The following is a 25031-nucleotide window of genomic DNA, read 5'->3' as shown; positions in this document are numbered from 1 at the left end:
TGCTCCACCGCACAGGAGACTGCCGCTTGAAGCGCTATTTCGGAGTCATTGTCCTCGTCGCTGGTGTGCTGCTGGGCGCCATCATGAGCTACCGCAGTGCCACAGCCCGCACCAAGGAGGCGCAGCGCGAGGCGGACATCCAGCGCATCCACGCCGACTATCTGGAGCGCGTCTCCTGGATGCGAGTCAATCCTGACGACAACGCGTATCGGGAGGAGCTGAAGCCCTTCTTCAAGAGCTACTTCGAGCAGGTGGATGACCACCTGAAGGCGTTCAACGGAAACAAGAACTTCGACAACTACCTCCAGGAGCTGGAGAAGCGCGCCGAGTCTGGCAAGGACGAGCGCTCCGCGGACCGCAAGGCGTTCTACGACTACACGCGCAAGGTCTTCGACAGCCTGCGTGAGGGGCGCTACCGCCCGGTGTGGACGGCGACGGACAAGGGCATGCGCCTGGATGTCGTGTCGTCGGACGTCATCATGGTGATGGGCAAGCCGCAGGTGCGGTTGCAGCTCGCGCTGTGGGGCGCCCAGCGGTTGCTGAAGGACGAGGGCAAGGTGCGCAAGATGATCACCAGCGCGACCTTCGACACGGTGTGGAAGCTGACCGACGCGAAGGGGAAGCTGCTGGGCGAGATGCGCGGCGCGGACCCGTCGATGAAGATCGACCACCCGGAGCGCTTCATCGCGGAGTTCCCGCCGCAGATGGTGCTGGGCCACTACGACCTGGACCTGATGCCCAGTGAAGTCGCGAAGCTGGACATGACCATCAACATCTCCTCGCGCGCGGCCTCGGGCGGTGACGCCACGGCCACGTACGTGTGGAAGCTGGACGTGCCCTCCGAGTGGAAGCTGGGTGCGGGCGAGACGTGGGAAGGCGCCACGCAGGAAGAGCGCCCCGAGGACGAAATCGACCCGAGCAAGAAGGCCGCGGCGAACTAGCGGCCTTCGTGAGGAGGAGGGGGCGCGGAGGTCTTCGCGCCCTCACTCCACGACGGTGAAGTGGGAGCCCAGTCGGTACGCGGACAGCGTGCCGGTGTCGTCCAGGAAGTAGAGGTTGAGGCGCACGTCGGCCTGGAGCGCGACGAGCCCCAGCCCCGCGCGCACCTCCGCCAGCACCTGGCCCCCGCGAGGGTCCACCGCGCGCACCTTCTCGCCCGCCAGCAGCGTGACGCCGCGCGCGGTGCGTGCCGGCAGCGCGCCGATGAGCGGCTCTCCAGCGGCACCCACTCGCCAGTCCACCGTGCCGGACGAGGCCACCCGCGCCGCCGCGCCCGAGGCGCTCGTCACCACCACCGCGCGCGGCATGGGCGCCAGCGCATAGGGGCCCGGGCCCAGGTTCAGCGGCCGTTCCCACACCCGCTGCCCCTTCGCGTCCAGGCACAACAACATGCCCTCGCGCTCGCGCTCTCCAGCGATGAACACCCGAGAGCCCACCGGCAGCGGCGCCGAGGGGTGGGTGAGGTTGGGCTCGTGCGTCCACGCCGCCTCGCCCGTGTGCGCGTCCGCCAGGAGCAGGGCCCAGTGCGAGCCGCGCCCGAGGAGCGCCAGGAAGCGCCGTCCCCACGGCACGGGGGCGCCATGGAAGGGCATGGGCGCGCGCATTCGGTAGCGCACCTGTCCGTCTTCCAAATCCAACCCGTAGACGTAGCCGGAGTCCGTCGTCACCAGGGCCCGGTGTCCCTGCGTCGTCAGCCAGCTTCGCTGCGTGCGCGGAGGCGCGAGCCGCCACACCTCGCGGCCCGTGGCCTCCGCGAAGGCGACGACGGTGCGGTCCTCGGAGAGGGTGAGGAGCAGCCCGTCCTTGCGCAGGAGCAGCGGCCCCAGGGGAATGCCGTCGTGGTCATGCAGCCAGCGCGCGCCCGCGCCCCGGCCCGTGAAGCCGTACACGCGCGACAGGTCCGCCGCCACCGCGTGCCCGTCCGCGGACGCCGCCACGCCCAGCGCCGCCGCGCGCTTCCACAGCCTGGAGCCGTCCTTGCGAGAGAAGGCCACCGTCGCCTGGGGCGAGCAGCACACCGGGCCATGGCGCCCCAGCAGCAGCCGGGACTCCTCCGCGTCCTCCAGCCCGCGCTGCTCCCACAGCCGGTCGAACCGCAGCCGCCGCAGCCGCCCGGGCACCTTGAGGGGCTTCGACACCCCGAGGGGCGTCCGCGTGCGCTTCTCCCGCGCCGCGCCGGTCTGCTCCGGGGGCGCCACCGCGCCGCGCAAGTGGGACAGGCCCTCGCGGCACCGGTCCGCCAGCTCCACCAGATAGGGGTTGCTCACCTGCGCGCGGTCTTCCTCCGCGAAGGTGGCGGCGAGCGCCTCGCCCAGGTGGAAGAGGGCCGTGGCCAACGTGGTGCCCGTCAAGGAGAAGGGCGTGCCCGTGCGCCCCGTCCGGGCCTTGCCCGTCTTGAGGTCCAGCAGCAGGGGAGTCCGGGCGCCCGCGGGCTCCAGCTCGAAGCGCGCCTCGCCCAACTCGACGGCCCGCGTCAGCTCCACCGCCTGCCGCGACAGCTCCAGCACGGTGAGGAAGGGCGGGGCCTGCACCTTCCATGCATCGGGACGGCCAGGCAGCGCCAGCCACACCTCGCCCGCGCCCAGCAGGGGGGCCAGGGTCCCGGACGCGCCGCGCTTCGCGCCTTCACGACCCGCTCGGGCACCGGAGTCCTTCAGCTCGAAGCCGAAGCCGGGGGTATCAGGCGGCTCCACCCGCTTCACGGACGGGCGGGCGGGCTCTTCATCCGGGGGCCTCGCCGGGCGACCGAGCTGTTTCAGGGGCTCCGCCAGGGCCTGGGCCAGGGGGCCGGAGACGGATTTGGGCGCCACGCGGGAGACGTCCGACAGGAAGCGGGTGCCGGTGCCCCGGACGGCCTCGGTCAGCTCTTCCGCGTCCACCCTCACAGGGGGCCGCATCAACCGGGCGGGTCGGGCGAGGCTCGCCACCAGCAGCTCCACCTGGGGGCCCACCCTGCGGAGCACCAGCTCCAGGTGGGCCTCCGCCAGGGAAACCTGGGCCATCCCACGCCCCCCCGTGTGCAAGGAGGCCACGGCGCGCACCAAAGCGGGAACGACTTCTGCTAAGGACTCCTCCACCGCGCCGGACAGCAGGTCCACTCCATCCAGTTCCAGTGCGATGGAATCCAGCGGGGAGGCCGAGGGTTCGCGTTTCCAACGCTGTCCGATGCGTATGCGGGTCATCTTCGGTTCGTTGACAAGCCAGTTTACCGATGGCTAGCATCCGCCGCCCATACGGACCTACATTTTTGTAACCGTTCGGAATTCTTGGGGAATACTCGATGACATTTTACGAGGCCGCGCTCCGTATCCTGGAGAGCGAAGGTCGTCCCCTCCACTTCCTTGAAATCACCGAGAAGTCCATCCAACAAAGCCTGCTCTCCCACGTCGGCAAGACGCCTGAGGTGACGATGCTCTCGCGTCTCGCCGCCATGGCGCGTCGCACGAGGGACCGCAAGGTGATTGTGACCGCGAAGGACACCTTCGCGCTGGTGGATTGGTCGATTCCCGAGGATGTGGAGGCCCTGGCGCAGACTGGCGTAATCGAGCCGAATCCGGAAGAGGACCTGCCACCGCTGCGTCCCGCGGAGCGGCATCCGGAGCCGCGTACGGACAATGTGCGTGCGGCGGGCAGAGGCAGCGAGCGCAAGCGTCGGAGGGATGAGGACGAGGAGCGGGGTGGAAAGCGCAAGCGCTTCCCGCCGCTGCCCGAGGTGGTGTTCGAAATCCTCAGCGACGCCGAAGCCGGGCTGCGCACGGAGGTCATCATCGAGCGCGCTCGGAGCAAGGAGCTGTGCGCCGAGGACCTCACGGTGGAGGCGGTGCTCACGGCGCTGTTGGAGGACAACCAGCGTCGCATCGACGCGGGTCGCCGTCCGCAGTACGCGTTCAACAAGGACTCCGGAGAGGTGACGCTGGAGCGCGCGGGTTCGCCGAGCGAGGCTCCGTCGCTGGAGCTGCAGGCCGCGTTCGCGCAGGCGCTGGGCATTCCGCTGGAGGCCGGGCGGCCGGTGCTGGCCCGGACGGCGGCCACGGCGGTGGCGGGCGAGCCGGTGGTGGACGCCGCGCTGCTGGCCACGCTGCGCACGTCGCTCAAGGACGCGCGCCGGGCCGTGGCGCGCGGGCTGCGCAAGCGCCTGGGCGAAGCGGACGTGGGCACGTTCGAGAAGTCCGTCGTCAAGATGATGCACGGGCTGGGCTTCCGCGAGCTGAAGGTGGCCAAGCGCTCCAAGGAAGGCCCCCTGCTCACCGCGCGCAAGCGCGAGGGCAGCGTGGAGCTGCGCTACGCGGTGCGCATGCTGAAGGGCGCGCCGGCCATCGACCGCAAGTCGGTGCAGGAGCTGCGCAGGGACTTGAGCCACTACTCGGCGCAGGTGGGCCTGCTGGTGAGCGCGGGTGATGTGCGCGGAGACGCGCGCACCGAGGCGCAGGCCAGCGGCTCGCTGGTGATGCTGTGGTGCGGCGACGCCCTGGGAGAGAAGTTCCTGGAGGCCGAGACGGCCGTCACCGTCACCCGGGTGGAGCTGTACGAGGTGGACGAGCGCTTCTTCGAAGCCGCGAAGCTGGACGCCGAGGAGGCCCAGAAGCGCCGCGAGGAGCGTCAGCGCGAGAAGCAGAAGGGCGAGGACGAGTCTCCGGAGGTCGCCGCCGCCGCCGCTTCGTCGGAGCGGCCTGAGCGTCCGGAGCGTCCGCCCCGGGAGAAGCGTCGCCGGGAGAGGGACCGCGACAAGCGCGAGGCCCGCTCGGGTGACGAGGTCGAGGTGTCCTCCGAGGGCGCCGAGGCGCGCGCGGGTGGTGAGTCCGCCTCCGAGGCTCGTGAGAGCTTCCCCGCCGCACCCGTGTCCCCGCCGCAGTCCTCGGGCTCCGAGGACGACGAGGGCGAGGACGGGGACGACGACGAGGATGATGACCTCGAGGCCGCCAGCGCCTTCGTGGGAGCCCGTCCGGAGGGCGGAGCCGCCGAGGGTGGCGATGCCGCGCAGGGTGACCGCAAGCGTCGCCGCCGTCGTCGTCGCGGTCGCCGCGGGCGTGGCAACCGGGCCACCGAGGGGGGCGCCGCTGCTCCAGGTGAGGCGGGTGCCGCGCCTTCGGGCGAGGGTGCCGCCGCGGCTCCGGGTGAGGCCGGTGCCCTGCCTTCGGGCGAGGGTGCCACCGCGACTCCGTCCGAAGCGGGCGCCGCGCCTTCGAGCGAGGGTGCCACGCCTTCAGGCGAGGCTGGTGCCACATCCCAGGGTGAGGCCAGCGCCGCTCCTTCGGGAGATGCGGATGGCGCTCCGGTCAGTACCTCCGAGAGCGGGGCTCCCGCCCTTCCTCCGGAGGTCGCCGAGTCCACGGATGAGAGGCGCGCCGCGCCTGTCGCCGAGGCCGCGCCCACCGAGTCGCACCAGGACATCGCTCCGCCTCCGCCGGCCACCGAGTCGACGCAGGCAGGTGAGGCGCACGAGGTGCGAGAGGCCGCGCCTCCGTCGACTCGCAGCCCGTCCGAAGGGGGAGAGGGCTGACACGGTTCGTCGCGGAGGGTGGGATTGGCCGGCACGGGCTGTCTCCGGGTGTTAGCCTGGGGGAGCGATGAAGCCGGCCCTGATTCTCGCCCTCTGCGTCGTCCTCGTTGGCGCCTGCCGGTCGCAGGCGCCACGCTACCCGGTGGCGCCAGTGGACGTGTCCGGCGCCACGGTGCGGGACAACGCCCTGCTGGGCCTGGCGCCGGAGAGCGTCGCCACGCTGTTCACGCAGGCGTTGAAGTCCTCCCGTCGCTTCGAGCTGAAGGCCGAGGATGCTCCGCGCGAGGTGCGTCCCTGGCGGCTGACGCTGGACGTCCCCTTCACGCGCGAGGTGCTGAAGGACGGAGACCCGCGCAGCTTCGCCGAGGTGGGCGCCAACCTCGTGCTGGAGCGCTTCGGCGGTGAGCTGCCCCAGCACTACGAAGTCGTCGGCCTGGGCGAGGCGCCGGTGCTGGAGGACACTCCCGCCGGGCGACAGGCCGCCATGCGCACCGCGCTGGAGGCCGTGCTGCGGCAGGTGACGGACTCGGCGGCGCTGCAGCTCGGCGCGCTGGAGCGCACCGACGAGGTCCTGGTGCAGGAGCTTCGCGCCGACGACACGCGCATCCGCGAGTTCGCCCTGCGCACGCTGGCCGAACGCCAGCACCCCGCGGCGGCCCCGCTGCTCATCGAGCGGTTGAAGGAGTCCTCCGACGGGGACGTCCTGCGCAAGACGATTGGCGCGCTGGTGGAGATGAAGGCGCGCGTCGCGGTGCCCGCGCTGATTGACCTGGCGCGCGGGCGCGACAACGGCTTCGTGCAGGAGCTGGTCTTCGCCGTGGGGGAGATTGGTGGCCCCGAGGCGGAGGCCTATCTGTATACGGTGGCTCAGGGGCATGACGCGCCCGCCGTGCAGGCCGCGGCGCAGCAGGCCCTGGAGACGCTCTACGCATCACGCAAGCACATCACCGCGGAGGCGCGTGGCCGGGACCACGCGGACTGACATCGAGATGACGCGTTCGTTCGCAGTGGGTGGCGCCGTCCTTCTGGGCGCCCTGGTGCTGGGCAGTGGCTGCGCGAAGCGCGTGGAGGCGGAGCCGGAGAAGCAGGCCGCGTCCGGCAGCGTCTCGGACTACTACCCGCTCGCGGTGGGCAACCGGTGGACGTATCGGGTCAACGGCCGCGCCGACAAGCTTGTCACCGTCGAAATCCTCAAGCAGGAGGAGGGCTACTTCCATGACAACCAGGGCGGCCAGCTCTCCGTGGACGCCTACGGCCTGAGAGACCCCAAGCGCTACCTGCTGCGCGGCCCCCTGGAAACGGGCCACTCGTGGACCAACGTGGTGTCCGTGTCCTCCACGGAGCGCTACCAGATTGTCCAGGCGGGGGCCTCGTGTGACACGCCCGCGGGCAGCTTCCCGTCCTGTGTGCAGGTGGAGGGCCGCAACCGGGTGGATGCCCAGGCCACGCTCATCAACACCATGACGTTCGCCCCGGGGGTGGGGATGGTGCTGCTGGAGACGGCGCTGGAGACGGCCAACCAGCGCATCCCCCAGACGCGCCTGGAGCTGACGAAGTACGAACTGGAGGGCAGCCGTCCCCCCGGCCCGAGCACCCCTCCCGCCGGCTGACCGCCGGGTCGGTGAACAGGGAAGGGAAGGCATTCGGGTGGGCGAGTTGAAAGCCCGTTTGCCGCTTCGTACCCTTGCGCCTCGTGCGAGGTGCCGCCGTGCCCATTGAAACGACTGACCAGACGCAAGAGGAACTCATCCTGGGGTTCCTCTCCGAGAGTGGTGACGACTACACCTCCGGCGAGGCCCTGTCCGGCAAGCTGGGCCTTTCCCGCACGGCCGTCTGGAAGCGCGTGGAGGCGCTGCGGACCAAGGGCTACCGCATCGAGGCCATCCCCGCCCGGGGCTACCGGCTGGTGGAGGTGCCGGACCGGCTCACCTCACTGGAGGTGGCTCCGCTGCTAGACACTCATGACCTGGGGCGCACCCTTCACCACCACGCGGTGCTGGGCTCCACCAACGAGGTGGCCTTCCGGCTGGCGCAGGACGGCGCCGAGCACGGCGAAATCGTGGTCGCCGAGCAGCAGACCTCCGGCAAGGGCCGCCGGGGACGGGTGTGGGTGTCTCCGCCGGGGCTCAACCTGTACTTCTCCGCCATCCTCCGCCCGGAGCTGCCGCCCCAGCGCGCCCCGGAGCTGACGCTGGTGGCCGCCGTGGCGCTGGCGGAGACGCTGCGCGAGTTCGGCACCGACGCCGCCATCAAATGGCCCAACGACGTCCAGATTGAGGGGCGCAAGGTGGCGGGCATCCTCACCGAGCTGTCGGCCGAGCCCGAGCGCGTCCACTTCGTCATCGTCGGGGTGGGGGTCAATCTCAACTGCCAGGCGGAGCACTTCCCGGAGGAGCTGCGGGAGGTGGCCACCTCGGTGTCGCTGGCCCGGGGCGAGCGCGTGCACCGCGCCCAGTTCGCCGCCCAGCTCTGGACCCGGCTGGAGGAGTGGCTGGATTTGTACCTGGAGACGGGCTTCGACGCGGTGCGCACCCGCTGGAAGGAGCTGTCCTCCACCCTGGGGCAGGACGTGCTGGTTCGTACGGACCGCAACGAGCTGCGGGGGCTGGCGGTGGACATCGACCCTTCGGGGGCGCTGCTGGTGCGCACGGAGTCCGGGCAGGTGGAGCGCGTGCTGGCGGGAGACGTGGAGCAGCTGCGGCCCAGGCAGGCGCCGCGCACGCGGTAGGCGAAGGGCAAGTCGGCCCGCGACGAGGCACCTTCGGGGTAGAGTGCGGGTGTGATGCTCCTGGCCATCGACGTTGGTAACACCAACACCGTCCTCGGCGTGTTCGACGGCCGCAAGCTGCTCGACCACTGGCGGGTGGAGACCAGCACGCGGCGCACCTCGGACGAGTACGGCATCCTGGTGCGCCAGCTCTTCTCCCACAGCGGCATCGACGCGGCGAAGGTCGGCGCGGTGGCCGTGTCCAGCGTGGTGCCGCCGCTCCAGTTCAGCATGGAGAAGATGAGCGAGCGCTACTTCCGGCTGCGCCCCATGTTCGTCGGCCCGGGCGTGAAGACGGGCATGCCCATCCTCTACGACAACCCGCGAGAGGTGGGCGCGGACCGCATCGTCAACGCGGTGGCCGCGTACGAGAAGCACCGCTCCGCCATCATCGTCGTGGACTTCGGCACCGCCACCACGTTCGACGCGGTGTCCGCCCGGGGCGAGTACCTGGGCGGCTGCATCTGCCCCGGCATCAACATCTCCATGGAGGCCCTGTTCCAGAACGCCTCCAAGCTGCCGCGCGTGGAGTTCGCCCGGCCGCCGCACGTCATCGGCCGCAACACGGTGCACTCCATGCAGTCGGGCCTCGTGTACGGCTACGTGGGGCTGGTGGACGGCATCTGCGCGCGCATGCAGGTGGACCTGGGCCAGCCCGCGAAAGTCGTGGCCACCGGAGGCCTGGCCTCGCTGGTGGCCAGTGAATCCAAGGCCATCCACGAAGTGGACGAGCTCCTCACGCTCGAGGGCCTGCGCATCATCTACGGAAGGAACCACGCGACATGACCACCGCCGCCCCCAACACCATTCCGGCGCCGCCCCCGGGCTGCCCCTTCAACGCGGAGTTCCTGCCGCCCAACCTGCGCAAGCACGTGGACCCGGCCGCGCCGGTGCCGCTGCGGATGATGGCGGCCAAGTCGCTGGTGCCGCTCAGCCCGTCGGACATGCTGGGCGCGCTGTACATGCTGACGTTCGACCCGGACGCGGCCGTGCGCGAGACGGCGGCGAAGACGTCCGCGGGCCTGCCGGACCGGATTCTCGGCTCCGCGCTGCGGGACGAGGACGTGCAGCCCCAGGTGCTGGGCTTCTTCCTGGGCATCCTGAAGGAGAAGGACGCCTACGCGGAGATGCTCATCCTCAACTCCAACACGCCCGACGATGCCGTCGCGGCGGTGGCGCGTGACTGCAGTGCGAAGCTGGCGGAGACCATCGGCCAGAACCAGCTGCGTCTGTTGCGTCACGAGGACATCCTTCGCAACCTCTGCTCCAACGCGCAGGCGCAGGTGTCGCTCATCGACAGCGTCTGTGACTTCGCGGTGCGCAGCGGCCTGGTGCTGGCGGACGTGCCGCAGATGAAGGCCGCGCGCGTGCGCCTGTTCGGCCCGGAGGCCGCCGAGGCCCCGCCGGACCCGGGCCCCACCGCGGATCAGGTCCTCCAGGAGATGGGCGGCGCGGTGGCGGATGAGAACGCCGCGCCGCTGGAGGAGGGCAAGCGGCTGACGCTGGCGCAGCGGCTGATGAAGATGTCCATCGCGGAGAAGATCAAGCTGGCGACGCTGGGCAACAAGGAGGCCCGCACGGCGCTCATCCGCGAGACGAACAAGCTGGTGGCCGTGGCCGTCATCCGCAGCCCGCGAATCACCGACGGCGAGGTGCTGTCCTTCGCGGCCAACCGCGCGATGATGGATGACGTCCTGCGCGTCATCTACAGCAACCGCGAGTGGACGAAGAACATCAAGGTGAAGCTGGCCCTGGTGAAGAACCCCAAGATTCCGCTCACCGTCACCATGAAGTTCCTCAACTCGCTGCGCGACAACGACATCAAGGACCTCAGTCGCGACAAGAACGTGCCCGCGGCCGTGCAGGGGTTCGCCAAGAAGATGTTGGAGAAGAAGAGCACGCCCAAGAAGACCGACGACAAGTAGGCGCGGGGTGGGGGAGCCTTCCTGAGCGGGAGGCTCGACCCCGGTGTCACTCCGCCCCGGGCACCAGGTGCTCCCGGGGCGTGCTGAAGGTGCTTCAGGCCGCGGCTTCGTCCGCGTCGGCCACGGCGGAGGCGGGCTCCTCCAGGAGCTGCTGGGCGATGACGAGCGCCTTCTTCGTCTTCTCGCGCAGCTTCTCGTCGTTCTTGATGCGCGCGTAGAGCTTCGTCACGCGCTCCTCGTTGCGCACCGCGGTGGCCTCGAGCTCGGAGATGCGCTTGCGCAGCTCGTCCGCCTCCTCCGCCGCGCGGGTGCCCTGCTCGGACAGCTCCGACTGGGTCTGCTCCAACTGGCCGCGCAGCTCCTCGGCCTCGCGCTGCGCCGTGTCCACCTGGGCGCGCAGGCCCTCGGCCTCCTCGTGCGCGGCCTGCACGTCCGCCTCCAGCTGCCCGGTGCGGTTGCGCAGCTCCTCCAGCTCGGCGTTGAGCCCGGCGACCTGCGCCGTCTGCTGATCCAACTCCTCCTGGAGGGTGGAGAGCCTGGCGGTGGCGCCGCGCGCCTCTTCCTTCGAGGTGGCGAGCTGCTGGTCCACGCGCTTGCGCTCCGAGGCGAGCGTGTCCGCGCGCGTGGTGAGCGTCTTGATTTGCGCGTCGCGCCGGGCCATCTCCGACTCGGCGGTGCTGGACTTCTGCTCCAGCTCCAGGTGCTGGTCCTTCAGCTCGACAATCTCCTGGTCCTTCTGGTTCAGCTCCGTCTTCAGGCGCAGGATTTCCTTGTCGCGCTTGTTGACGGCGTCGCGCAGCGCGAAGGTGTCCTTGTCGTTCTTCCCGACGGACGCGCGCGCGGTCTCCAGCTCGGTGGCCTTGCCCTCCAGCTCCGACTCCAGCTCGCGGACCCGGTCCTCGGCCTGGGCGGCCACGCCACGCGAGTCCTCGAGCGACGCCTGCAGCTCGGCGACCTTGGCGCGCAGGTTGCGCAGCTCGGAGGCGTCAGCGGCGGACGTGACGGGCGCGGCCGGGGTGGCGGCTACGGGCGCGGCGGTGGGACGCGAAGGCGCGGGCGGCGGCGTGCGCGCGGGCGGCGGGGTGGTGGGCTTCGCCGGCTCGATGACCCTCAGCGGCGGCGGAGGCGTGGCGGCGGGCACGGGCATGAAGCCCACCACCGTCTTCTCCGAGTCATCCAGCGCGTCCAGGGCGTCATCCGCGTCCGAGCCGAGCGCGTCCAGGCTGGAGAAGTCCTCCTCCACGCCCTCCACGACGGCGTCGGGCGGCGCCTCGACGGGCTCCTCGTCCACGAGCGCGACGGGCTCCTCCGGCTCGGGCGAGGACATGTCGTTGAAGGCCGCGTCCAAATCCAGCTCTTCTCCGGCGACCGCGGGCTCCTCGCCCGTGTCCACGGAGATCTCCTCGCCGAAGTCCGCCGTCATCGGCTCATCGCCGAGCGCGTCCAGGGTGAGGCTCTCGTCGACGAGGTCCTCGGAGACGGGCTGCTCCGGGAAGCCAATCAGCGCGCCCACGCGCTCCGTCAGGAGCTGGCCGTCCACCGGCATGGCCACGTATTCGTCCGCGTGCGCCTTCAGCTTGCGGTGCTGCGCGAAACCATCCGGGTTGCCGACGATGACGATGGGGACGTTCTTGAGGTCATCGTCCTTCTTCAGCTTGCCGCAGATGAGGTAGCCGTTCTGTCCCGCGGACAGCTCCACCGCCAGCACGACGAGGTCGGGGCGATCCCTGCGAATCTGCTCCACGCTGCCCTTGCCGTCGGCGGTGTCGTCCACCGTGAAGCCGCGTCCTTCCAGGACGGGCCGCAGCGTGGCGGCGAGGGCGGTGTCGCTCTTTTCGACGATCAGGATTTTCTTGGACATGTAGGAACGGCCCGACCTGGGTGCGGCGCGCGCGGGCGCCACGAGTGACGGTGGCACGCGAGGAAAGAAGTGCCATCGAGGCTATCGGCCATGTCAGGGACCGTCAAATGTTCGGGCCGCACGAAAATCCGCCCGCCAAGCAGCCGGGCAGCCGCGATCAGCGCGCTACATGAAGGGCCCTGCGAGCATGCAAGGCACGACGTGTTCAGGGATACGAAGCGGGCTCGGCGGAGACGGCGGGGCGCGAGCGCTGCGGCCTCGGGAGTGTTTGATACGAGTAATTCCCGTCAGCCGACTCCAGCGTGCGCGGAGTGCTCGCCACGGTGGTGCCGTGCTCACGCTCATCCAGCATGCGGAGGATGTCGCGCTCGTCCATGTCGGTGACCATTTCGTAGACGACCTCGTGGTCCCGCCAGGTGACGATGTTGAAGCCCTGCGCGGAGTCCACTTCCACCGCGGGCAGCGCCTGGGGCCTGGCGCCGTCCTCATCGGGGAGGACGAAGACGCCGAGCCGGCGCGTGGGCTCACCCTCGTCGGGGAGCGTCTCGTAGCTGATGTACGCGACCTCACGCCCGTTGAGGATGGAGATGCGGCCACCCAGGGGCTTGGCCTTGGGCAGCTGGGGCAGGGCGACGCGCGCGTCCACCTTGCCCTTGAACCAAGTCTCCAGCTGCTCCGGCGCGGACGAGGCGATTTCGAAGGGGAGCCCGCGCGAGTGGCGCTTGATGATCTCCTCCCGCGCCCGCCGCTGCCGCTCTCCGGCTTGATACGTGTACCAGCCCCCCGTCACCGTCACCACGACGAGGGCGACGGCGCCGGCGCGCAGCCACACGCCATACTGCGCGCGGCGGTGCTCCTGATGGAGGCCTCGGGTGATTCCCGCGCGCAGGGAGTCCGGCGCGCGCATCTGCCTCACGGAGTCACGTGCGGCCCTGCGAAGGGCCAACTGCATGTTCCGCTCGTCCTCCACGCGCCCCTGACAAGCGGCGCACGTGGCGAGGTGGGATTCGAGGTCGACCCGCTCCTCCGGCTGAAATTCGCCGTCGAGATACGGGTACAAAAGCCGTTCGAGTTCCTGGCAGGTCATGGGCGCGCGGTAGGAACCTGTTTCTACCCCGTCTTCTTCCTTTGACGATACTCTTCGAGATTCGCCGGAGTATCGGCCCCGTCACCCTCGTGACGGAAGACCCCCTGGCCCACCGCGTATTCGCGCAGCGTCTTCTGCAAGAGTTTGCGCCCGCGGAACAGGCGGCTCATCACCGTGCCCACGGGGCACTCGAGAATCTCGGCGATCTCCTTGTAGGAGAACTCCTGCAGGTCCGCGAGGATGACCACCAGTCGGAAGTCGATGGGCAGCGAGTCGATGGCGCGCAGCACGTCATCCGACAGGAGCCTGTCGAAGAAGTACTGCTCCGGGTTGGCCGCGAAGTCCGTCGCGTCCCGGCTGACGAAGCGCTCGTGGACCGCCTCGCGCTCCACGCCCTCCACCACCGTGCGCTCCTTCACCTTCCGCCGGTAGCGGTTGATGAACGTGTTCGTGAGGATCTTGAAGAGCCAGGCCTTGATGTTGGTGCCCCGCTCGAACTTGTCGAAGAACCGGTAGGCCCTCATGCAGGTGTCCTGCACCAGGTCCTCCGCGTCTCTCTCGTTCTTCGTCAGGCGCAGGGCCGCCGAGTACAGCGGGTCCAGGTGGGCCAGCGCCAGTTCCTCGAATTCCTGCTTCGTCCGGTTGGGTTGTCTGAAATCCAACATGTCCCGCCTTCCAAAGGCCCGAAACAATTGGGGAATGAGTTGTCGCCTGCCCATCAATGTATGCACGGGAACAGAAGTAGCAACAACGGCTTCCCAGTCACACCCGCCCGTCCGGTCGCTTCGGGTACGGCAGACTCGCGACGGGAGACTTTATTCCCCACTTTCAATAACGAAGGGGAGACGGGATGTCGCCATCCGCGTCTCCCCTCCGGGTGGGGCCTCGGCTGTCAGGCCGCTCTACAGGCTACTTGCCGCTGAGCGCGTCCAGGATGGGGCGGTAGTCGTACCCCAGGTCCTTGGCGACGGCCTCGTAGGTGACGTGGCCGTTGTAGGTGTTCATCGCACGGGCCAGGGCGCGGTCGGACTTCACGGCCTCCACCAGGCCCATGTCGGCGATCTTCCGCGAGTAGGGGCGGGTGGTGTTGGTGAGCGCGTACGTGGACGTCTGGGGCACGGCGCCGGGCATGTTGGCGACGCAGTAGTGGACGACGCCGTGCACGACGAACGTGGGGTTGTCGTGGGTGGTGGGCTTGCACGTTTCGATGCAGCCGCCCTGGTCCACCGCGACGTCGACGACGACGGAGCCCGGGGTCATCTCCGCGATGAGGGCCTCGGAGACGAGCTTGGGGGCCTTGCCGCCGGGGATGAGCACGCCGCCGACGACGAGGTCCGCCTCGCGCACGGACGTGGCGATGGACTCCGTGTCGGAGGCCAGCACGCTGACGCGGCCGAGGAACACGTCGTCCAGGTAGGTGAGGCGCTCCAGGTTGACGTCGAGGATGGTGACCTCGGCGCCCATGCCCACCGCCACCTTGGCGGCGCAGAGGCCGACGACGCCACCGCCGATGATGACGACGCGGCCGCGGCGCACGCCGGGCACGCCGCCCAGGAGGATGCCCTTGCCGCCGTGGGCCTTCTCCAGCGAGGCCGCGCCCACCTGGATGGCCATCTTCCCGGCCACTTCGCTCATGGGCTTGAGCAGGGGCAGGCTGCCGTCATCCAACTGCAGCGTCTCGTAGGCGACGGCCGCCGCCTTCTTCTTCACCAGCGTCTTCGTCAGCTCCGGGTCCACGCCGGCCAGATGGAAGTAGGTGTAGATGATCTGCCCGGGCTGGATGCGCTCGTACTCCGGCGCGATGGGCTCCTTCACCTTGACGATCATCTCCGCGCGCTTCCACACCTCGTCCGCGCTGGCGACGAGCTGCGCGCCGACGCGCTGGTACTCCGAGTCGGGGATGCCTGAGCCGACGCCGGCGTTCGTTTCGACCAACACCGTGTGGCCCGCGCTCGTGAGCGCGCGCACGCCCGCAGGCACCATGCCGACGCGGTACTCACGGGTTTTGATCTCCTTGGGAACTCCGACGATCACGACTGCCTCCGAAAGGGACTGAAAAAAGCGCGCGGACCGTAACGAGGCCCCCCGAGGGAATCAAGGCGGCACCCGAAGCAGGACACATGTCTCCGGTGAGCCCTTGTTACCCCTGGGGAATGACGCGAGGCGTTGAATGCAGCGCGTCTCATCGCGCTTCGACGTCGAAAGAGAAGGGGGGCCAGTGGTAGTTAGCGTCCTATGACGTCCGCGCCCAAGCTGCTGTTCGCCGACCCCAAGGGGAAGGTGATGGAGCATCCCTACCTGCTGGCCACGCTGCGCAGCGGCGAGGAGCTCGTGCCTCCGCAGGACAAGCCCATCCCCCTGCCGTCCGCCGGGCGCCTGGTCCACCTGCCGGGCAGGCTGCCGGTGGGGCAGGACCCCAGGACGGGGGAGCTGGAGCTGGTGCGGGAGATGAACATCGGCGGCAAGACGTTCACCCCCAACGCGGTGGGCGCGCTCTTGCCACCGGGCTACACGCGCACGTTCCTGCCGGGCGAGGTGAAGGGCAACGGGCCGGTGCTGCCGCAGTGGGCCTATACGGCGGCGGCGTGGGGCAAGGACGGGCCGGTGGCGTGGGCCATCCACACCGACCGCCGCTCGCATTGGGACCCGGAGCGCTACTCCACGCCGGACATGAAGTCGCTGGTGGACAAGCACCTGGCGCGCTTCCCGGACAACCGCGTGCTCAAGCAGCTCAAGACGTGCGCGATGCTGTACCGGTGCTTCACGTCGCAGAACACCTTCTATGTCCGCGACGAGGCGGCCATCCCCGCGTCCGTCATGTGCAACGCGCGCTGCGTGGGCTGCATCTCCGACCAGCCGGCGGGTGGGCCTCCCGCGTCACACGAGCGGATGGATGACGGGCCCACCGCCGAGGAGATGGGCGCCATTGGCCTGTTCCACCTGGAGAACGCGCAGGGCCGCACCATGGTGAGCTTTGGCCAGGGCTGCGAGGGCGAGCCGCTCACGCGCTGGAAGCAGATCGCCGAATCCATCCGCTACATGCGCGCGCGCACGGACAAGGGCTCCATCAACATCAACACCAACGCGAGCCTCACGCGCGGCTTGGAGGCGCTGCTCGACGCGGGCCTGGACGCCGTGCGCGTGTCGCTCAACGCCGCGTCGAAGGGGCTCTACGAGGCGTACTACAAGCCGGTGAAGTACGGCTGGGAGGACGTGGAGGCGTCGATTGCGCTCGCGCGCGAGCGGGGCGCGTACCTGGCGCTCAACCTGCTCCTGTTCCCCGGCGTCACGGACCGCGAGGGCGAGGTCCGTGCCCTGGAGCGGCTGGTGAAGAAGTACAAGGTGGATCAGGTCCAGACGCGCTCGCTGGCCATCGACCCGCTCCAGTACCTGGAGGCGGCGCGGGACGTGGGCGCGGGCGGAGAGCCGGTGGGCATCCGCGAGCTGCTCCAGCGCATGAAGGCGGCGCGGCCGGGGCTCATCATCGGCAACTTCGCGCGCGGGCTGGAGGAGCGGGAGAACGCCGCGGGGAAGTGAACTTCGGGGCCCGTCGAAGCAGGGCGGGCCACCTGAAGTTGCTCGCCGGGCCTACTCGCCGCCCGGCGGCATCAGCTCCTTGGCGACCAGGTTCCCCATGACGGCGTCCTTGGGGATGTAGCCGTCGGCGCCGGCCTCGCGGCAGATGCGCTGGAGCTCCTCGACGTTCTCGCCGGAGCACAAGAGCACCTTGATGCCCTTGAAGAGGCTGTTGCTCTTGATGAAGCGGCAGAACTGCTCGCCGTTCACATTGGGCATCCGCACGTCGAGCAGCACGAGGTCCGGACGCGTCTGCTTCTTGAGGATGATCTTCGTGGCCTTGTCGGCGGTGTCCGCGACGTGGACCTCGAAGCCCTTGCCCACCAGGTCCGCCTCGATGATGCGGGCGGTCATCTCGCTGTCGTCGACAATGAGGATGCGCGGCTTGCGGCCACCGGTGGTGGGCGCGGCCTTGAGCCCCGTCGAGGCGACAGGGGCGGGCGCCGGGGCGGCCTGGGGTGATTCCGACGCCGGGGCGGACGACGGGGGAGGGGGGACGGCGGCGGGGACCCCGAGGGCCGGAGCCCCGATGAGTCCCATCACTCCGCCCAGCACGGCCTCCAGGCCACCGCTCTTGAGGATGTAGCCGTCCGCGCCGGACGCCTTCGTCTTGCCGGCCAGCTCCGCTTCCGAGATATCGGAGTAGAGGACCAGCTTCGCTGTGACTTTCTTCTGGATCCGCAGGTATTCGACGACATCGTCGCCGAACATCTCCGGCATGTTCACGTCCATGAGGATGAGCGCGAACGGCCCCTCGGAGAGCTTCTTCTCGAGGCTCGCCAGGTCCTGGGCCCCGCTCGCCTGGTAGCCAGCGGCGGTGAGGGCCCGAACGGTGAGCTCCACCAGCACCGGGCTGTCATCAATGACCAGTACGCGCGACATCGTCCTCCTCAAAGGATTCAGGGTGCAACCCTACACCTTTGGTTCAGCGCGGACCATCGAAACGGCGAGCGGGCGGCCTCCATGCGACCTCCTCTTGACCGGTTTTCGTCCCCTCCGGATACTCGGCCGTCTTGACCACGACCACGACTCCCCTCCAGCGAGCACTCCGGATGGCTCCGGACCGTGCCGTGGCCGCCCAGGCCCGGCCGGAGCAGGAGTTCTTCTGCTTCCGGGTGGGAGAGCTGCGCTTCGGGGTGCCCAGCGAGAACGTCCTCGAGGTGTTCCGCGCCGGGCTGCTCACCCCCCTGCCCAGGACTCCTTCCTTCATCATGGGCGTCACCGGCCATCGCGGTGAGGTCCTCCCCGTCGTCGACCTGCTTCGCTTCCTCTCCAAGGGAGAGGCGCGCATCGGTCCCCGCACGCGCCTGTTCATCGGCGTCACGGGCAGCATCGTCGCCGGCGTCGTCGCCGACACGGTGCTGGGCCTGCGCCGCATCCCCGTCTCCGAAATCCTCCCGCCGCCGCTCGGGGGAGACGCCGCCGCCGAGCACCTGCTGGGCGTGGTGCATGGCACCTCCACCCAGGACGGCATCAACCTCCTCAACTTCCACAAGCTGCTGCAGACGGCCCGGCAGCGGGCGGTGGCTCGATGAACGACGAGTCGCTCGTGGAGGAGAAGGTCGAAGAGGTGGACATCCTCTTCTTCGAGATCGGCAGCAAGACCTTCGGCGCGGACGCGTCGCAGGTGCTGCGCATCGACCGCTCGTTGCCGGAGGACATCACCCTGCCGGAGCTGGGGCTGCTGCAGCGAGGCCACCGGGCGATCGTCTTCGACACTCCGGAAGGAGAAGGCCACCTGAAGGTGGACATCGTCCGGGGCGTGCGCCCCATCCCCGTGACGCAGCTTCGCCGCATGCCCCCCGCCGCGGGCGCGGCCTCTTATGCCGTCGGTGTGTGCCTGGAAGAAGCCCGCACCGTTTTGCTGATTGACCTGGTGGAGACCGCCAGGACCCAAGATTCTCAAGGAAGGCACTGACCGCAATGTCCCTGGACACCCCCAACGAGAAGCCCACGTCCAAGGCCCGCTCCGCGCGCAAGGCTCCCGCCAACAAGGCGAGTGCCGCCGCGCCGCCGGCGCCCCTCAAGGCCTTCACCGACACGCTGTTGACGGTGCTGGCCGGCAACCTCCAGGCCCGCGTCCCCAAGGAGCTGGTCGGCGCCGGCGGCGAGGAGATGGCCCACCTGCTCAACCAGGTGCTGGACAACTTCGCCAGCTCCGAGCACCGCAAGCACGTGGCGGCGCAGGAGATCGACCAGGCGCTCGACGCGCTCATCAGCCTGGTGCGCGAAGGCGACCTGTCCCGGTGGAACACCACCACCGAGGACCCCCAGCTCGGGCCCCTGCTGGAGGGCTTCGGCAAGGTCATTGAAACGCTGCGTACGTTCGTGCGGGAGATCAACGAGGCGGCGCTGCGGCTGTCCTCGTCCGCCAACCAGGTGCTGGCGGCGTCCACCCAGCACGAGACGTCCTCCACGGAGCAGGCGGCGGCCATCCACGAGACGACCGCCACCATGGAGGAGTTGAAGCACGCCTCCGCTCAAATCGCGGAGAACGCCGGCAGCGTGGCGCGCGTGGCGGAAGAGACGCTCGGCGCGGCGCGCGCGGGCCGTGGCGCCATTGGCGAGTTCATCCAGGCCATGCAGCAGATCCGCAGCGACGGCGTCGCCGTGGCGGACTCCATCGCGAAGCTGTCCAAGCGCGTGGAGCGCATCGGCACCGTCGTCGAGGTCATCGATGAGATCGCCGACCGCTCCGACCTGCTCGCGCTGAACGCGGCGCTGGAAGGCAGCCGCGCGGGTGAGGCGGGCAAGGGCTTCTCCATCGTCGCGGCGGAGATGCGCCGGCTGGCGGAGAACGTCCTGGACTCCACCAAGGAGATCAAGAACCTCATCACGGAGATTCGCGAGGCCACCGCGGCCGCCGCGGGCGCCGCCGAGGCGTCCAAGTCCGCCACCGAGTCCGGTGAGAAGCTGGGCGCCGTCGCGGCCCAGGCCGTGGAAGGCATCCTCGCCGGCGTGCAGGAGACGAGCGACGCGGCCCGCGTCATCAACCTCGCCACCCAGCAGCAGCGCACGGCCACCGAGCAGGTGGTGGCGTCCATGGCGGAGATTGAAGATGTGACGCGTCAGACGACCCAGGCGTCGAAGCAGGCGACGGGGGCGGCGGCGGAGCTCACGCAGCTGGCCGCACGGCTGGCGGAGCTCATCAAACGCTTCAAGGCCGACTAGCTCTTTTGGGAAGGGGAGGGTGCGCAGCGCTCACCGCCCATGGATACCGAGGCACTCAAGAAATCCCTCCTGAAGAAGTTCCAGGAGGTCACCGCCGACCGCCTCCAGAAGATCCAACTGGGTGTGTTGGACCTGGAGAAGGAGACCGCGGATCAGGCCGCGGACGACGTCGCGCGCGAGCTGCACACGATGAAGGGAGAGGCCCGCATGCTGGGCCTCGCCGCCATCGGTCAGCTCGCCCACGCGGCGGAGGACGTCCTGCGCGCCGAGCGCGAGGGACGCACGGCCACGGAGATCGCCACGGACGTCATGCTCCGTGCCTGCGACGTCCTGTCCGACCTCATCGAGGACCTGTCCGGTGCGAACACCGGCACGTCCGCGAGCGAGGACATCGTGCGCGCGATGGCGGAGGTCTCCGGCCAGGCCGCGCCCGTCATTCATGGCTCGAAGCCCAAGCCGCCTCCGCCGGTGGCGGCGCCCGTCGTCACGGCGCCGCCCCCCGTGGCAGCCGCCCCCGTGGCGGCTCCCAGGCCGGCGCCCGCGGAGGCTCCGGCCTCGGCGCACGCTCCGGCCCGAGGTGGGGAGGAGGAGGCTCCGAGCGCGGCGAAGTCGGCCATCGCCGACCGCACGATTCGCGTGAACGTGGAGGTGCTGGACTCGCTGGGCCTGCTCGCGGGTGACCTCTTGGTGGAGAGCGCCCGGGGTCGGCTGCGCAGCTCGGAGACGGAGGCGCTGTTCGAGCGCTTCAGCCGCCTGGGAGACCGCTTCCTGCGGCTGGCCGAGCAGGTGGAGATCCCCAACGAGGTGCGCACGGTGTTGGACCGCGTGGAGAGCGACCTCCACATGCTGCGCGACGACGCGTTCCGCTTCGTGCGGCGCAACGACGACGGCATCAACATCCTGCACGGCAACCTGGCGAAGATGGCGGACCACGTGGCGGAGGCCCGCCTGGTGCCGCTGTCCACGGTGTTCGACGCCTTCCCGCGCGCGGTGCGGGACATGGCGCGCACGCAGAACAAGGAAGTGGACCTGGTCATCGAGAACGCCGACATCGGCGTGGACCGGTCCATGCTGGCCGACGTGCGCGACGCGCTGGTGCACCTGTTGCGCAACGCGGTGGACCACGGCCTGGAGTCGCCTGACACGCGCCAGCAGCTCGGCAAGCCGCTCACCGGCCGCGTCCGCATCCGCGTCCGCGTGGACGGCGACATGCTCCACATCGAGGTGGAGGACGACGGGCGCGGCATCGACCCCGAGCGTCTGCGCCAGGTGGCCGTCAACAAGCGCCTCATCAACGCGGTGCAGGCCGCCGCCCTGTCCGAGCGCGAGGCCATCGAGCTCATCTTCCGTCCCGGCTTCTCCACCCGCGAGCAGGTCAGCGAGCTGTCCGGCCGCGGCGTGGGCATGGACGTGGTGAAGCGCAAGGTGGAGACGCTCGGCGGCTCCGTGGGCGTCAACAGCCGCATCGGCCGTGGCACCACCATCACCCTGCGGCTGCCGCAGTCGCTCGCGTTGATGAAGGTGCTGCTGGTGCGCCTGGGCGATGACGTCTACGGCATGCCCGCCGCCGACGTCGAGGCGGTGATGCGCGTCAAGCCGGATGACCGGCTGGAAATCTTCGGCACCCTCGCCGTGCGGCACCGGGGCAAGCCCACCGCGCTCGTGGCGCTGGGGCCGCTCTTGGGCCTCAACGGTGGCAACCGCTTCGACCGCCCGCCGGCCGTCGTCGTCCGTCACGGCGAGGACCACGCGGCCCTCGTGGTGGACGGCTTCGTGGACGAGCGCGAGGTCGCCGTGAAGCCCTGCGGCGGCGAGTTCCTCAAGGGCGCGCCCTTCATCGCCGGCACCGCCGCGCTGGAGGACGGCCGCATCGCCGTGCTGCTGCACGTCCCCGACATCATGACGGAGGTGCGTCGCATGGCGCGGCCCGTCACCCAGGCGCCGGCGGCCAAGCGGCTCCGGGTGCTGCTTGTGGACGACTCCCCCATTGCCCGTGCGACGGAGGGCGCGCTCGTCAAGGCGCTGGGCCACATGGTGGAGGAGGCCCAGGACGGCGAGGAGGCCTACGTCAAGGTGCAGAACAACACCTACGACCTCATCCTCACCGACGTGCAGATGCCGAAGATGGACGGCTTCTCGCTCGCGCGGCGGCTGAAGTCGACGCCCGCGGTGGCGCGCATCCCCGTCATCATCCTGTCGTCGCTCGCCTCTCCCGAGGACAAGCGGCGCGGCCTGGACGCGGGCGCGGATGCCTATCTCGTCAAGGGAGAGCTGGGCGTGGAAGTGCTCGCGCAGGCAATCGACAGGCTGACCTGAGGAGCCACGTTTGGGCGGCACGGCTGCGGCGGGGATGGCATTCAGGGTGCTCATGGTGGGCAAGGGGCTGCGCGCGCTCGCGGCCCGGGGCCTGTTCGACGGCGAGTCGCTCGTCCCGGTGGGGCCCGCCGAAGTCGACTTCCCCGGCGCGCTCGTCGCCGTGCAGCGTCACTTCCCGGACGTGGTGCTGGTGGACCTGACGGGCATCGAATCCCTGGAGGCCATCGACGACGTCATGGTGGGCCGGCCCGTGCCCGTGCTGGCGCTGCACCCCGGCGCCCTGTCCGGCCAGGACGCGTTCCAGGCCATGGCCCTGGGCGCCCTGGACGTGGTGGAGCGCCCGGCCGTCCCCGGCGCGGACTTCTGGGCCCACATCGCGCGCAAGCTGGTGCTGCTGGCCCAGGTGAAGGCCGTGCGCCAGACGCGCTCCGTCACCCGGGCCCCCAAGGAGGAACTGCCCCCGCCGCCCTTTCCCCTGGTGGCCATCGCCGCGTCCCTGGGCGGCCCGAAGGCCGTTGCACAGGTACTGCGGAAGATTCCACGAGACTTTCCCGCGCCCATCGCCTACTGCCAGCACATCAGCGAGGGTTTCACGGAGGGCCTCGCGCACTGGCTGACGATGGAGACGGCGCTGGGAGTGACGGAGGCGGAGCACGGCATGGTGATGGTGCCCGGGACGGTCTACATCGCACCGTCGGGCAGCCACCTCTTGGTGCGACCGGAGGGCAGGCTGGAGCTGGACTCGGGACCGGCTCTCCGAGGATTCCGGCCTTCGTGTGACATGCTGCTCACTTCGGCGGCGGAGACCTTCGGCTCGAGCTGCGTTGGGGTCATCCTGACGGGGATGGGGCGGGACGGTGCGCGGGGGATGAAGGAGATCCGGGAGCGGGGAGGGCGGACCATCGCTCAGGATGAAGGGACGTCCGCGGTATGGGGCATGCCTCGCGAGGCGGTGCTGCTCGGGGCGGCGCAGGAAGTGCTGCCGCTGGAGCGCATTGGCCCCACGTTGGTGCAGTGGGTGGAAGCGTGCTGAATGTGAGCAACAAAGTGCTTCAGCAGCTGGCGGCGCTCCTCCTGGAGCGCGCGGGGCTGAAGATCACCCCGGATGGGTTCCACAGCTTGCGGCTGGCCTTGTCCACCCGCATGCCCGCGCTGGGCGTGGAGGAGCCGGAGCGCTACCTCCAGCGACTGGCGGGGCCCGGTGGTGAGGAGGAGCTGCGCTCCCTCCTGCCGCTGGTGACGGTGGGGCACACGGAGTTCTTCCGCGACGGCAAGCAGTTCCGCGCGCTGGAGAAGAGCGTGCTGCCGGACCTGCTGGCGCGCGCGCGGCGGGAGATGCGCCGCGTGTCCGTCTGGTCCGCCGGCTGCGCCACGGGCGAGGAGCCCTACAGCGTGGCCATGGTGCTGGCGGAGCTGGGCGCGCTGTCCTCCGAGGTGGACCTGTGGGCCACGGACCTGAACCTGGCCGCGGTGGAGGCTGCCCGGCAGGGCCGCTTCTCCCTGCGCCGGAGCATCAGCATCCAGCAGGAGCGGCTGTCCCGGTTCTTCCGTCCCGTCGAGGACGGCTTCGAGGCGCTGCCCGCGCTGCGTGAGTACATCCGCTTCGACGGGCAGAACCTGGCCGTGCCCGTCTTCGACAAGGTGGCCCTGAACTCGCTGGACCTCATCCTCTGTCGCAACGTCATCATCTACTTCGACCTGCCCACCATCCGCGGGTTGATGGACCGCTTCCTCAGCGCGCTGCGGCCCGGAGGACTGCTCTTCCTCGGGTACTCGGAGAGCCTCTTCAAGGTCTATGACCGCTTCGAGATGATCGAAGTCGACGGCGCCTTCGTGTACCGGCGCCCTCCGAGCGACAAGGGTTACCGTCCGCCGCCCCTGCGCATCCATCCGTACCCCGGCACCGCCGAGCAGGCCCAGCGCGCCCCGGAGCCGGAGCCGTTCTCTCCCGCCGTGTACGCGCGGCCCCCCATCGAAGGGGCCTTCGGCGCCCGTCCTCGCGGGGCCTCGTCGGACGCGTCCTCCGCCCGGGGACCCGGTTCGCTCACCGGCTCCTTCCCCGCCGTGGGGCCGCTGCCCGCCGCCTCGCCCGTGCCCGGAGCGGCCCCGGCGTCGACGTCCTCGACGACGACGCGGGTCAATGACCTGGGCCGCCCGCGCATCACCATGGAGCTGCCCGCCGTGGGCACCCCCGACGCCTCGCGCATGCGGCCCACCGTGGAGATTCCGGCGGTGTCCGCGCCCGCGCGCACCGTCACCGGAGAGCTGGCGGTGCCCTCCGCGTGGCCCAAGCTGCTGCCGCCCGCGGAGCGGCTGGCCATGGCCGTGCGGAAGATGACGCAGGGGGATTTCCCGGGCGCCATCTCCGGCGTGCAGCGCCTGCTGGTGGACGAGCCCAGTGACTTGGACGCGCTGTTGACGCTGGGCAACCTCTTCTCGCTCACCGGGCGCATCCCCGAGGCGCGCGAGGCCTTCGCCCAGGCCATCCAGCGCGAGCCGCTGTGCGTGGAGGCCCGCATTTTCGGAGGCGTGGCGGCGCTGCAGGCCGGAGAGCTGAAGGAGGCGCGCTCCGAACTGGGCAAGGCGCTGTTCCTGGAGCCCACGCTGGCCATCGGCCACTACCTGCTGGCGCAGGTGCAGGAGCGCAGCCACGACTCGGAGGCCGCGCGTCGCAGCTACCGCAACGCGATTGCCCAGCTGCGCTTCCCGCAGCGCACGCTGGCGGGGCACTACCCGGAGATGCCGGACTCGGCGGAGGCCATCTCCCGCGCGGCGCGCTACGCCCTCGCCGCGCTGGAAGAACAGCCTCCGCACTGAAGGCCGGCGCC

Annotated in this window: 20 protein-coding genes; 14 read left to right on the top strand and 6 right to left on the bottom strand. The window is 70.0% G+C overall.

Going from position 1 to position 25031, the window contains the following annotated elements; all coding sequences use genetic code 11:
• Positions 1-26 precede the first annotated feature (26 nt).
• Positions 27-941, top strand: coding sequence for a hypothetical protein (locus LZ199_RS14740; protein WP_253994316.1), 915 nt, complete (start codon positions 27-29; stop codon positions 939-941).
• Between the two features lie 42 nt (positions 942-983).
• Here LZ199_RS14740 and LZ199_RS14735 read toward each other — a convergent pair whose 3' ends face one another.
• Positions 984-3182 (bottom strand): outer membrane protein assembly factor BamB family protein, encoded by a 2199-nt coding sequence (locus LZ199_RS14735; RefSeq protein WP_253994315.1) that lies wholly within the window; start codon positions 3180-3182, stop codon positions 984-986.
• 98 nt (positions 3183-3280) lie between these two features.
• On the opposite strand from LZ199_RS14735, the gene LZ199_RS14730 reads away from it, so the two are divergent.
• From LZ199_RS14730 to LZ199_RS14705, 6 genes are all read left to right on the top strand, one after another.
• On the top strand, positions 3281-5500 hold the full coding sequence (locus LZ199_RS14730; RefSeq protein WP_253994314.1) for an HTH domain-containing protein: 2220 nt from the start codon (positions 3281-3283) through the stop codon (positions 5498-5500).
• Positions 5501-5567: 67 nt separating this feature from the next.
• Positions 5568-6482 (top strand): HEAT repeat domain-containing protein, encoded by a 915-nt coding sequence (locus tag LZ199_RS14725; protein ID WP_253994313.1) that lies wholly within the window; start codon positions 5568-5570, stop codon positions 6480-6482.
• Positions 6460-7110 carry a hypothetical protein gene (locus tag LZ199_RS14720; protein WP_253994312.1) on the top strand — a complete coding sequence of 217 codons (651 nt, stop codon included), beginning with the start codon at positions 6460-6462 and terminating at the stop codon, positions 7108-7110. Before LZ199_RS14725 ends, LZ199_RS14720 begins: the two co-directional genes overlap by 23 nt.
• Positions 7111-7208: 98 nt before the next feature.
• Complete coding sequence (locus LZ199_RS14715) at positions 7209-8228, top strand: biotin--[acetyl-CoA-carboxylase] ligase (protein WP_253994311.1); 1020 nt, start codon at positions 7209-7211, stop codon at positions 8226-8228.
• 54 nt (positions 8229-8282) lie between these two features.
• Positions 8283-9053, top strand: a complete 771-nt coding sequence (locus LZ199_RS14710; protein WP_253994561.1) for a type III pantothenate kinase — start codon at positions 8283-8285, stop codon at positions 9051-9053.
• Positions 9050-10192, top strand: coding sequence for a hypothetical protein (locus tag LZ199_RS14705; protein WP_253994310.1), 1143 nt, complete (start codon positions 9050-9052; stop codon positions 10190-10192). The genes LZ199_RS14710 and LZ199_RS14705 overlap by 4 nt, the downstream gene beginning before the upstream one ends.
• A 94-nt stretch (positions 10193-10286) precedes the next feature.
• On the opposite strand, the gene LZ199_RS14700 is transcribed toward LZ199_RS14705, so the two are convergent.
• The 4 genes from LZ199_RS14700 to ald all read right to left on the bottom strand — a co-directional run bounded on the left by LZ199_RS14700 (position 10287) and on the right by ald (position 15174).
• On the bottom strand, positions 10287-12053 hold the full coding sequence (locus tag LZ199_RS14700) for a response regulator (RefSeq protein ID WP_253994309.1): 1767 nt from the start codon (positions 12051-12053) through the stop codon (positions 10287-10289).
• A gap of 205 nt (positions 12054-12258) precedes the next feature.
• Positions 12259-13140: an anti-sigma factor family protein gene (locus LZ199_RS14695; RefSeq protein ID WP_163864616.1), complete on the bottom strand. Its 882-nt coding sequence runs from the start codon at positions 13138-13140 to the stop codon at positions 12259-12261.
• A 23-nt stretch (positions 13141-13163) separates the two neighbouring features.
• Positions 13164-13805, bottom strand: coding sequence for a sigma-70 family RNA polymerase sigma factor (locus LZ199_RS14690; protein WP_163864617.1), 642 nt, complete (start codon positions 13803-13805; stop codon positions 13164-13166).
• Between the two features lie 244 nt (positions 13806-14049).
• The gene (ald, locus tag LZ199_RS14685) at positions 14050-15174 is read right to left on the bottom strand and encodes an alanine dehydrogenase (RefSeq protein ID WP_253994308.1); all 1125 of its coding nucleotides are present in this window, start codon (positions 15172-15174) and stop codon (positions 14050-14052) included.
• Positions 15175-15375: 201 nt separating this feature from the next.
• Here ald and LZ199_RS14680 point away from each other — a divergent pair, with 201 nt between their 5' ends.
• Positions 15376-16677: a radical SAM protein gene (locus tag LZ199_RS14680; protein WP_253994307.1), complete on the top strand. Its 1302-nt coding sequence runs from the start codon at positions 15376-15378 to the stop codon at positions 16675-16677.
• Positions 16678-16728: 51 nt separating this feature from the next.
• Here LZ199_RS14680 and LZ199_RS14675 read toward each other — a convergent pair whose 3' ends face one another.
• The gene (locus LZ199_RS14675) at positions 16729-17598 is read right to left on the bottom strand and encodes a response regulator (RefSeq protein WP_253994306.1); all 870 of its coding nucleotides are present in this window, start codon (positions 17596-17598) and stop codon (positions 16729-16731) included.
• 170 nt (positions 17599-17768) lie between these two features.
• Here LZ199_RS14675 and LZ199_RS14670 point away from each other — a divergent pair, with 170 nt between their 5' ends.
• Genes LZ199_RS14670 through LZ199_RS14645 form a run of 6 tightly spaced genes read left to right on the top strand, consistent with a single transcriptional unit; the run spans position 17769 to position 25020 of the window.
• On the top strand, positions 17769-18251 hold the full coding sequence (locus tag LZ199_RS14670) for a chemotaxis protein CheW (RefSeq protein ID WP_253994305.1): 483 nt from the start codon (positions 17769-17771) through the stop codon (positions 18249-18251).
• Complete coding sequence (locus LZ199_RS14665; protein WP_253994304.1) at positions 18248-18634, top strand: Frizzy aggregation protein FrzB; 387 nt, start codon at positions 18248-18250, stop codon at positions 18632-18634. The genes LZ199_RS14670 and LZ199_RS14665 overlap by 4 nt, the downstream gene beginning before the upstream one ends.
• A gap of 5 nt (positions 18635-18639) precedes the next feature.
• Entirely contained in the window at positions 18640-19887 is a 1248-nt protein-coding gene (locus LZ199_RS14660; protein ID WP_253994303.1) for a methyl-accepting chemotaxis protein, read from the top strand.
• Positions 19888-19926: 39 nt separating this feature from the next.
• Positions 19927-22203, top strand: coding sequence for a hybrid sensor histidine kinase/response regulator (locus LZ199_RS14655; RefSeq protein WP_253994302.1), 2277 nt, complete (start codon positions 19927-19929; stop codon positions 22201-22203).
• A gap of 34 nt (positions 22204-22237) precedes the next feature.
• The gene (locus tag LZ199_RS14650) at positions 22238-23236 is read left to right on the top strand and encodes a chemotaxis protein CheB (RefSeq protein ID WP_253994301.1); all 999 of its coding nucleotides are present in this window, start codon (positions 22238-22240) and stop codon (positions 23234-23236) included.
• Entirely contained in the window at positions 23230-25020 is a 1791-nt protein-coding gene (locus tag LZ199_RS14645; protein WP_253994300.1) for a CheR family methyltransferase, read from the top strand. The genes LZ199_RS14650 and LZ199_RS14645 overlap by 7 nt, the downstream gene beginning before the upstream one ends.
• Positions 25021-25031 lie beyond the last annotated feature (11 nt).

This window comes from Myxococcus qinghaiensis, from assembly GCF_024198215.1.
GTDB lineage: Bacteria > Myxococcota > Myxococcia > Myxococcales > Myxococcaceae > Myxococcus > Myxococcus qinghaiensis.
The sequence above is the reverse complement of the archived record's forward strand: the minus strand, read 5'-3'. Positions and strand labels throughout refer to the sequence as shown.

What these genes read in the sequence shown, in the direction of transcription:
- LZ199_RS14655 (WP_253994302.1), top strand. Translation starts at nt 19,927, where the DNA reads ATGGATACCGAGGCACTCAAGAAATCCCTCCTGAAGAAGTTCCAGGAG.
- LZ199_RS14650 (WP_253994301.1), top strand. Translation starts at nt 22,238, where the DNA reads ATGGCATTCAGGGTGCTCATGGTGGGCAAGGGGCTGCGCGCGCTCGCG.
- LZ199_RS14735 (WP_253994315.1), bottom strand. Translation starts at nt 3,182, where the DNA reads ATGACCCGCATACGCATCGGACAGCGTTGGAAACGCGAACCCTCGGCC.
- LZ199_RS14665 (WP_253994304.1), top strand. Translation starts at nt 18,248, where the DNA reads ATGAACGACGAGTCGCTCGTGGAGGAGAAGGTCGAAGAGGTGGACATC.
- LZ199_RS14660 (WP_253994303.1), top strand. Translation starts at nt 18,640, where the DNA reads ATGTCCCTGGACACCCCCAACGAGAAGCCCACGTCCAAGGCCCGCTCC.
- LZ199_RS14695 (WP_163864616.1), bottom strand. Translation starts at nt 13,140, where the DNA reads ATGACCTGCCAGGAACTCGAACGGCTTTTGTACCCGTATCTCGACGGC.
- LZ199_RS14710 (WP_253994561.1), top strand. Translation starts at nt 8,283, where the DNA reads ATGCTCCTGGCCATCGACGTTGGTAACACCAACACCGTCCTCGGCGTG.
- LZ199_RS14700 (WP_253994309.1), bottom strand. Translation starts at nt 12,053, where the DNA reads ATGTCCAAGAAAATCCTGATCGTCGAAAAGAGCGACACCGCCCTCGCC.
- LZ199_RS14730 (WP_253994314.1), top strand. Translation starts at nt 3,281, where the DNA reads ATGACATTTTACGAGGCCGCGCTCCGTATCCTGGAGAGCGAAGGTCGT.
- LZ199_RS14690 (WP_163864617.1), bottom strand. Translation starts at nt 13,805, where the DNA reads ATGTTGGATTTCAGACAACCCAACCGGACGAAGCAGGAATTCGAGGAA.
- LZ199_RS14680 (WP_253994307.1), top strand. Translation starts at nt 15,376, where the DNA reads ATGACGTCCGCGCCCAAGCTGCTGTTCGCCGACCCCAAGGGGAAGGTG.
- LZ199_RS14705 (WP_253994310.1), top strand. Translation starts at nt 9,050, where the DNA reads ATGACCACCGCCGCCCCCAACACCATTCCGGCGCCGCCCCCGGGCTGC.
- LZ199_RS14670 (WP_253994305.1), top strand. Translation starts at nt 17,769, where the DNA reads ATGGCTCCGGACCGTGCCGTGGCCGCCCAGGCCCGGCCGGAGCAGGAG.
- LZ199_RS14725 (WP_253994313.1), top strand. Translation starts at nt 5,568, where the DNA reads ATGAAGCCGGCCCTGATTCTCGCCCTCTGCGTCGTCCTCGTTGGCGCC.
- LZ199_RS14675 (WP_253994306.1), bottom strand. Translation starts at nt 17,598, where the DNA reads ATGTCGCGCGTACTGGTCATTGATGACAGCCCGGTGCTGGTGGAGCTC.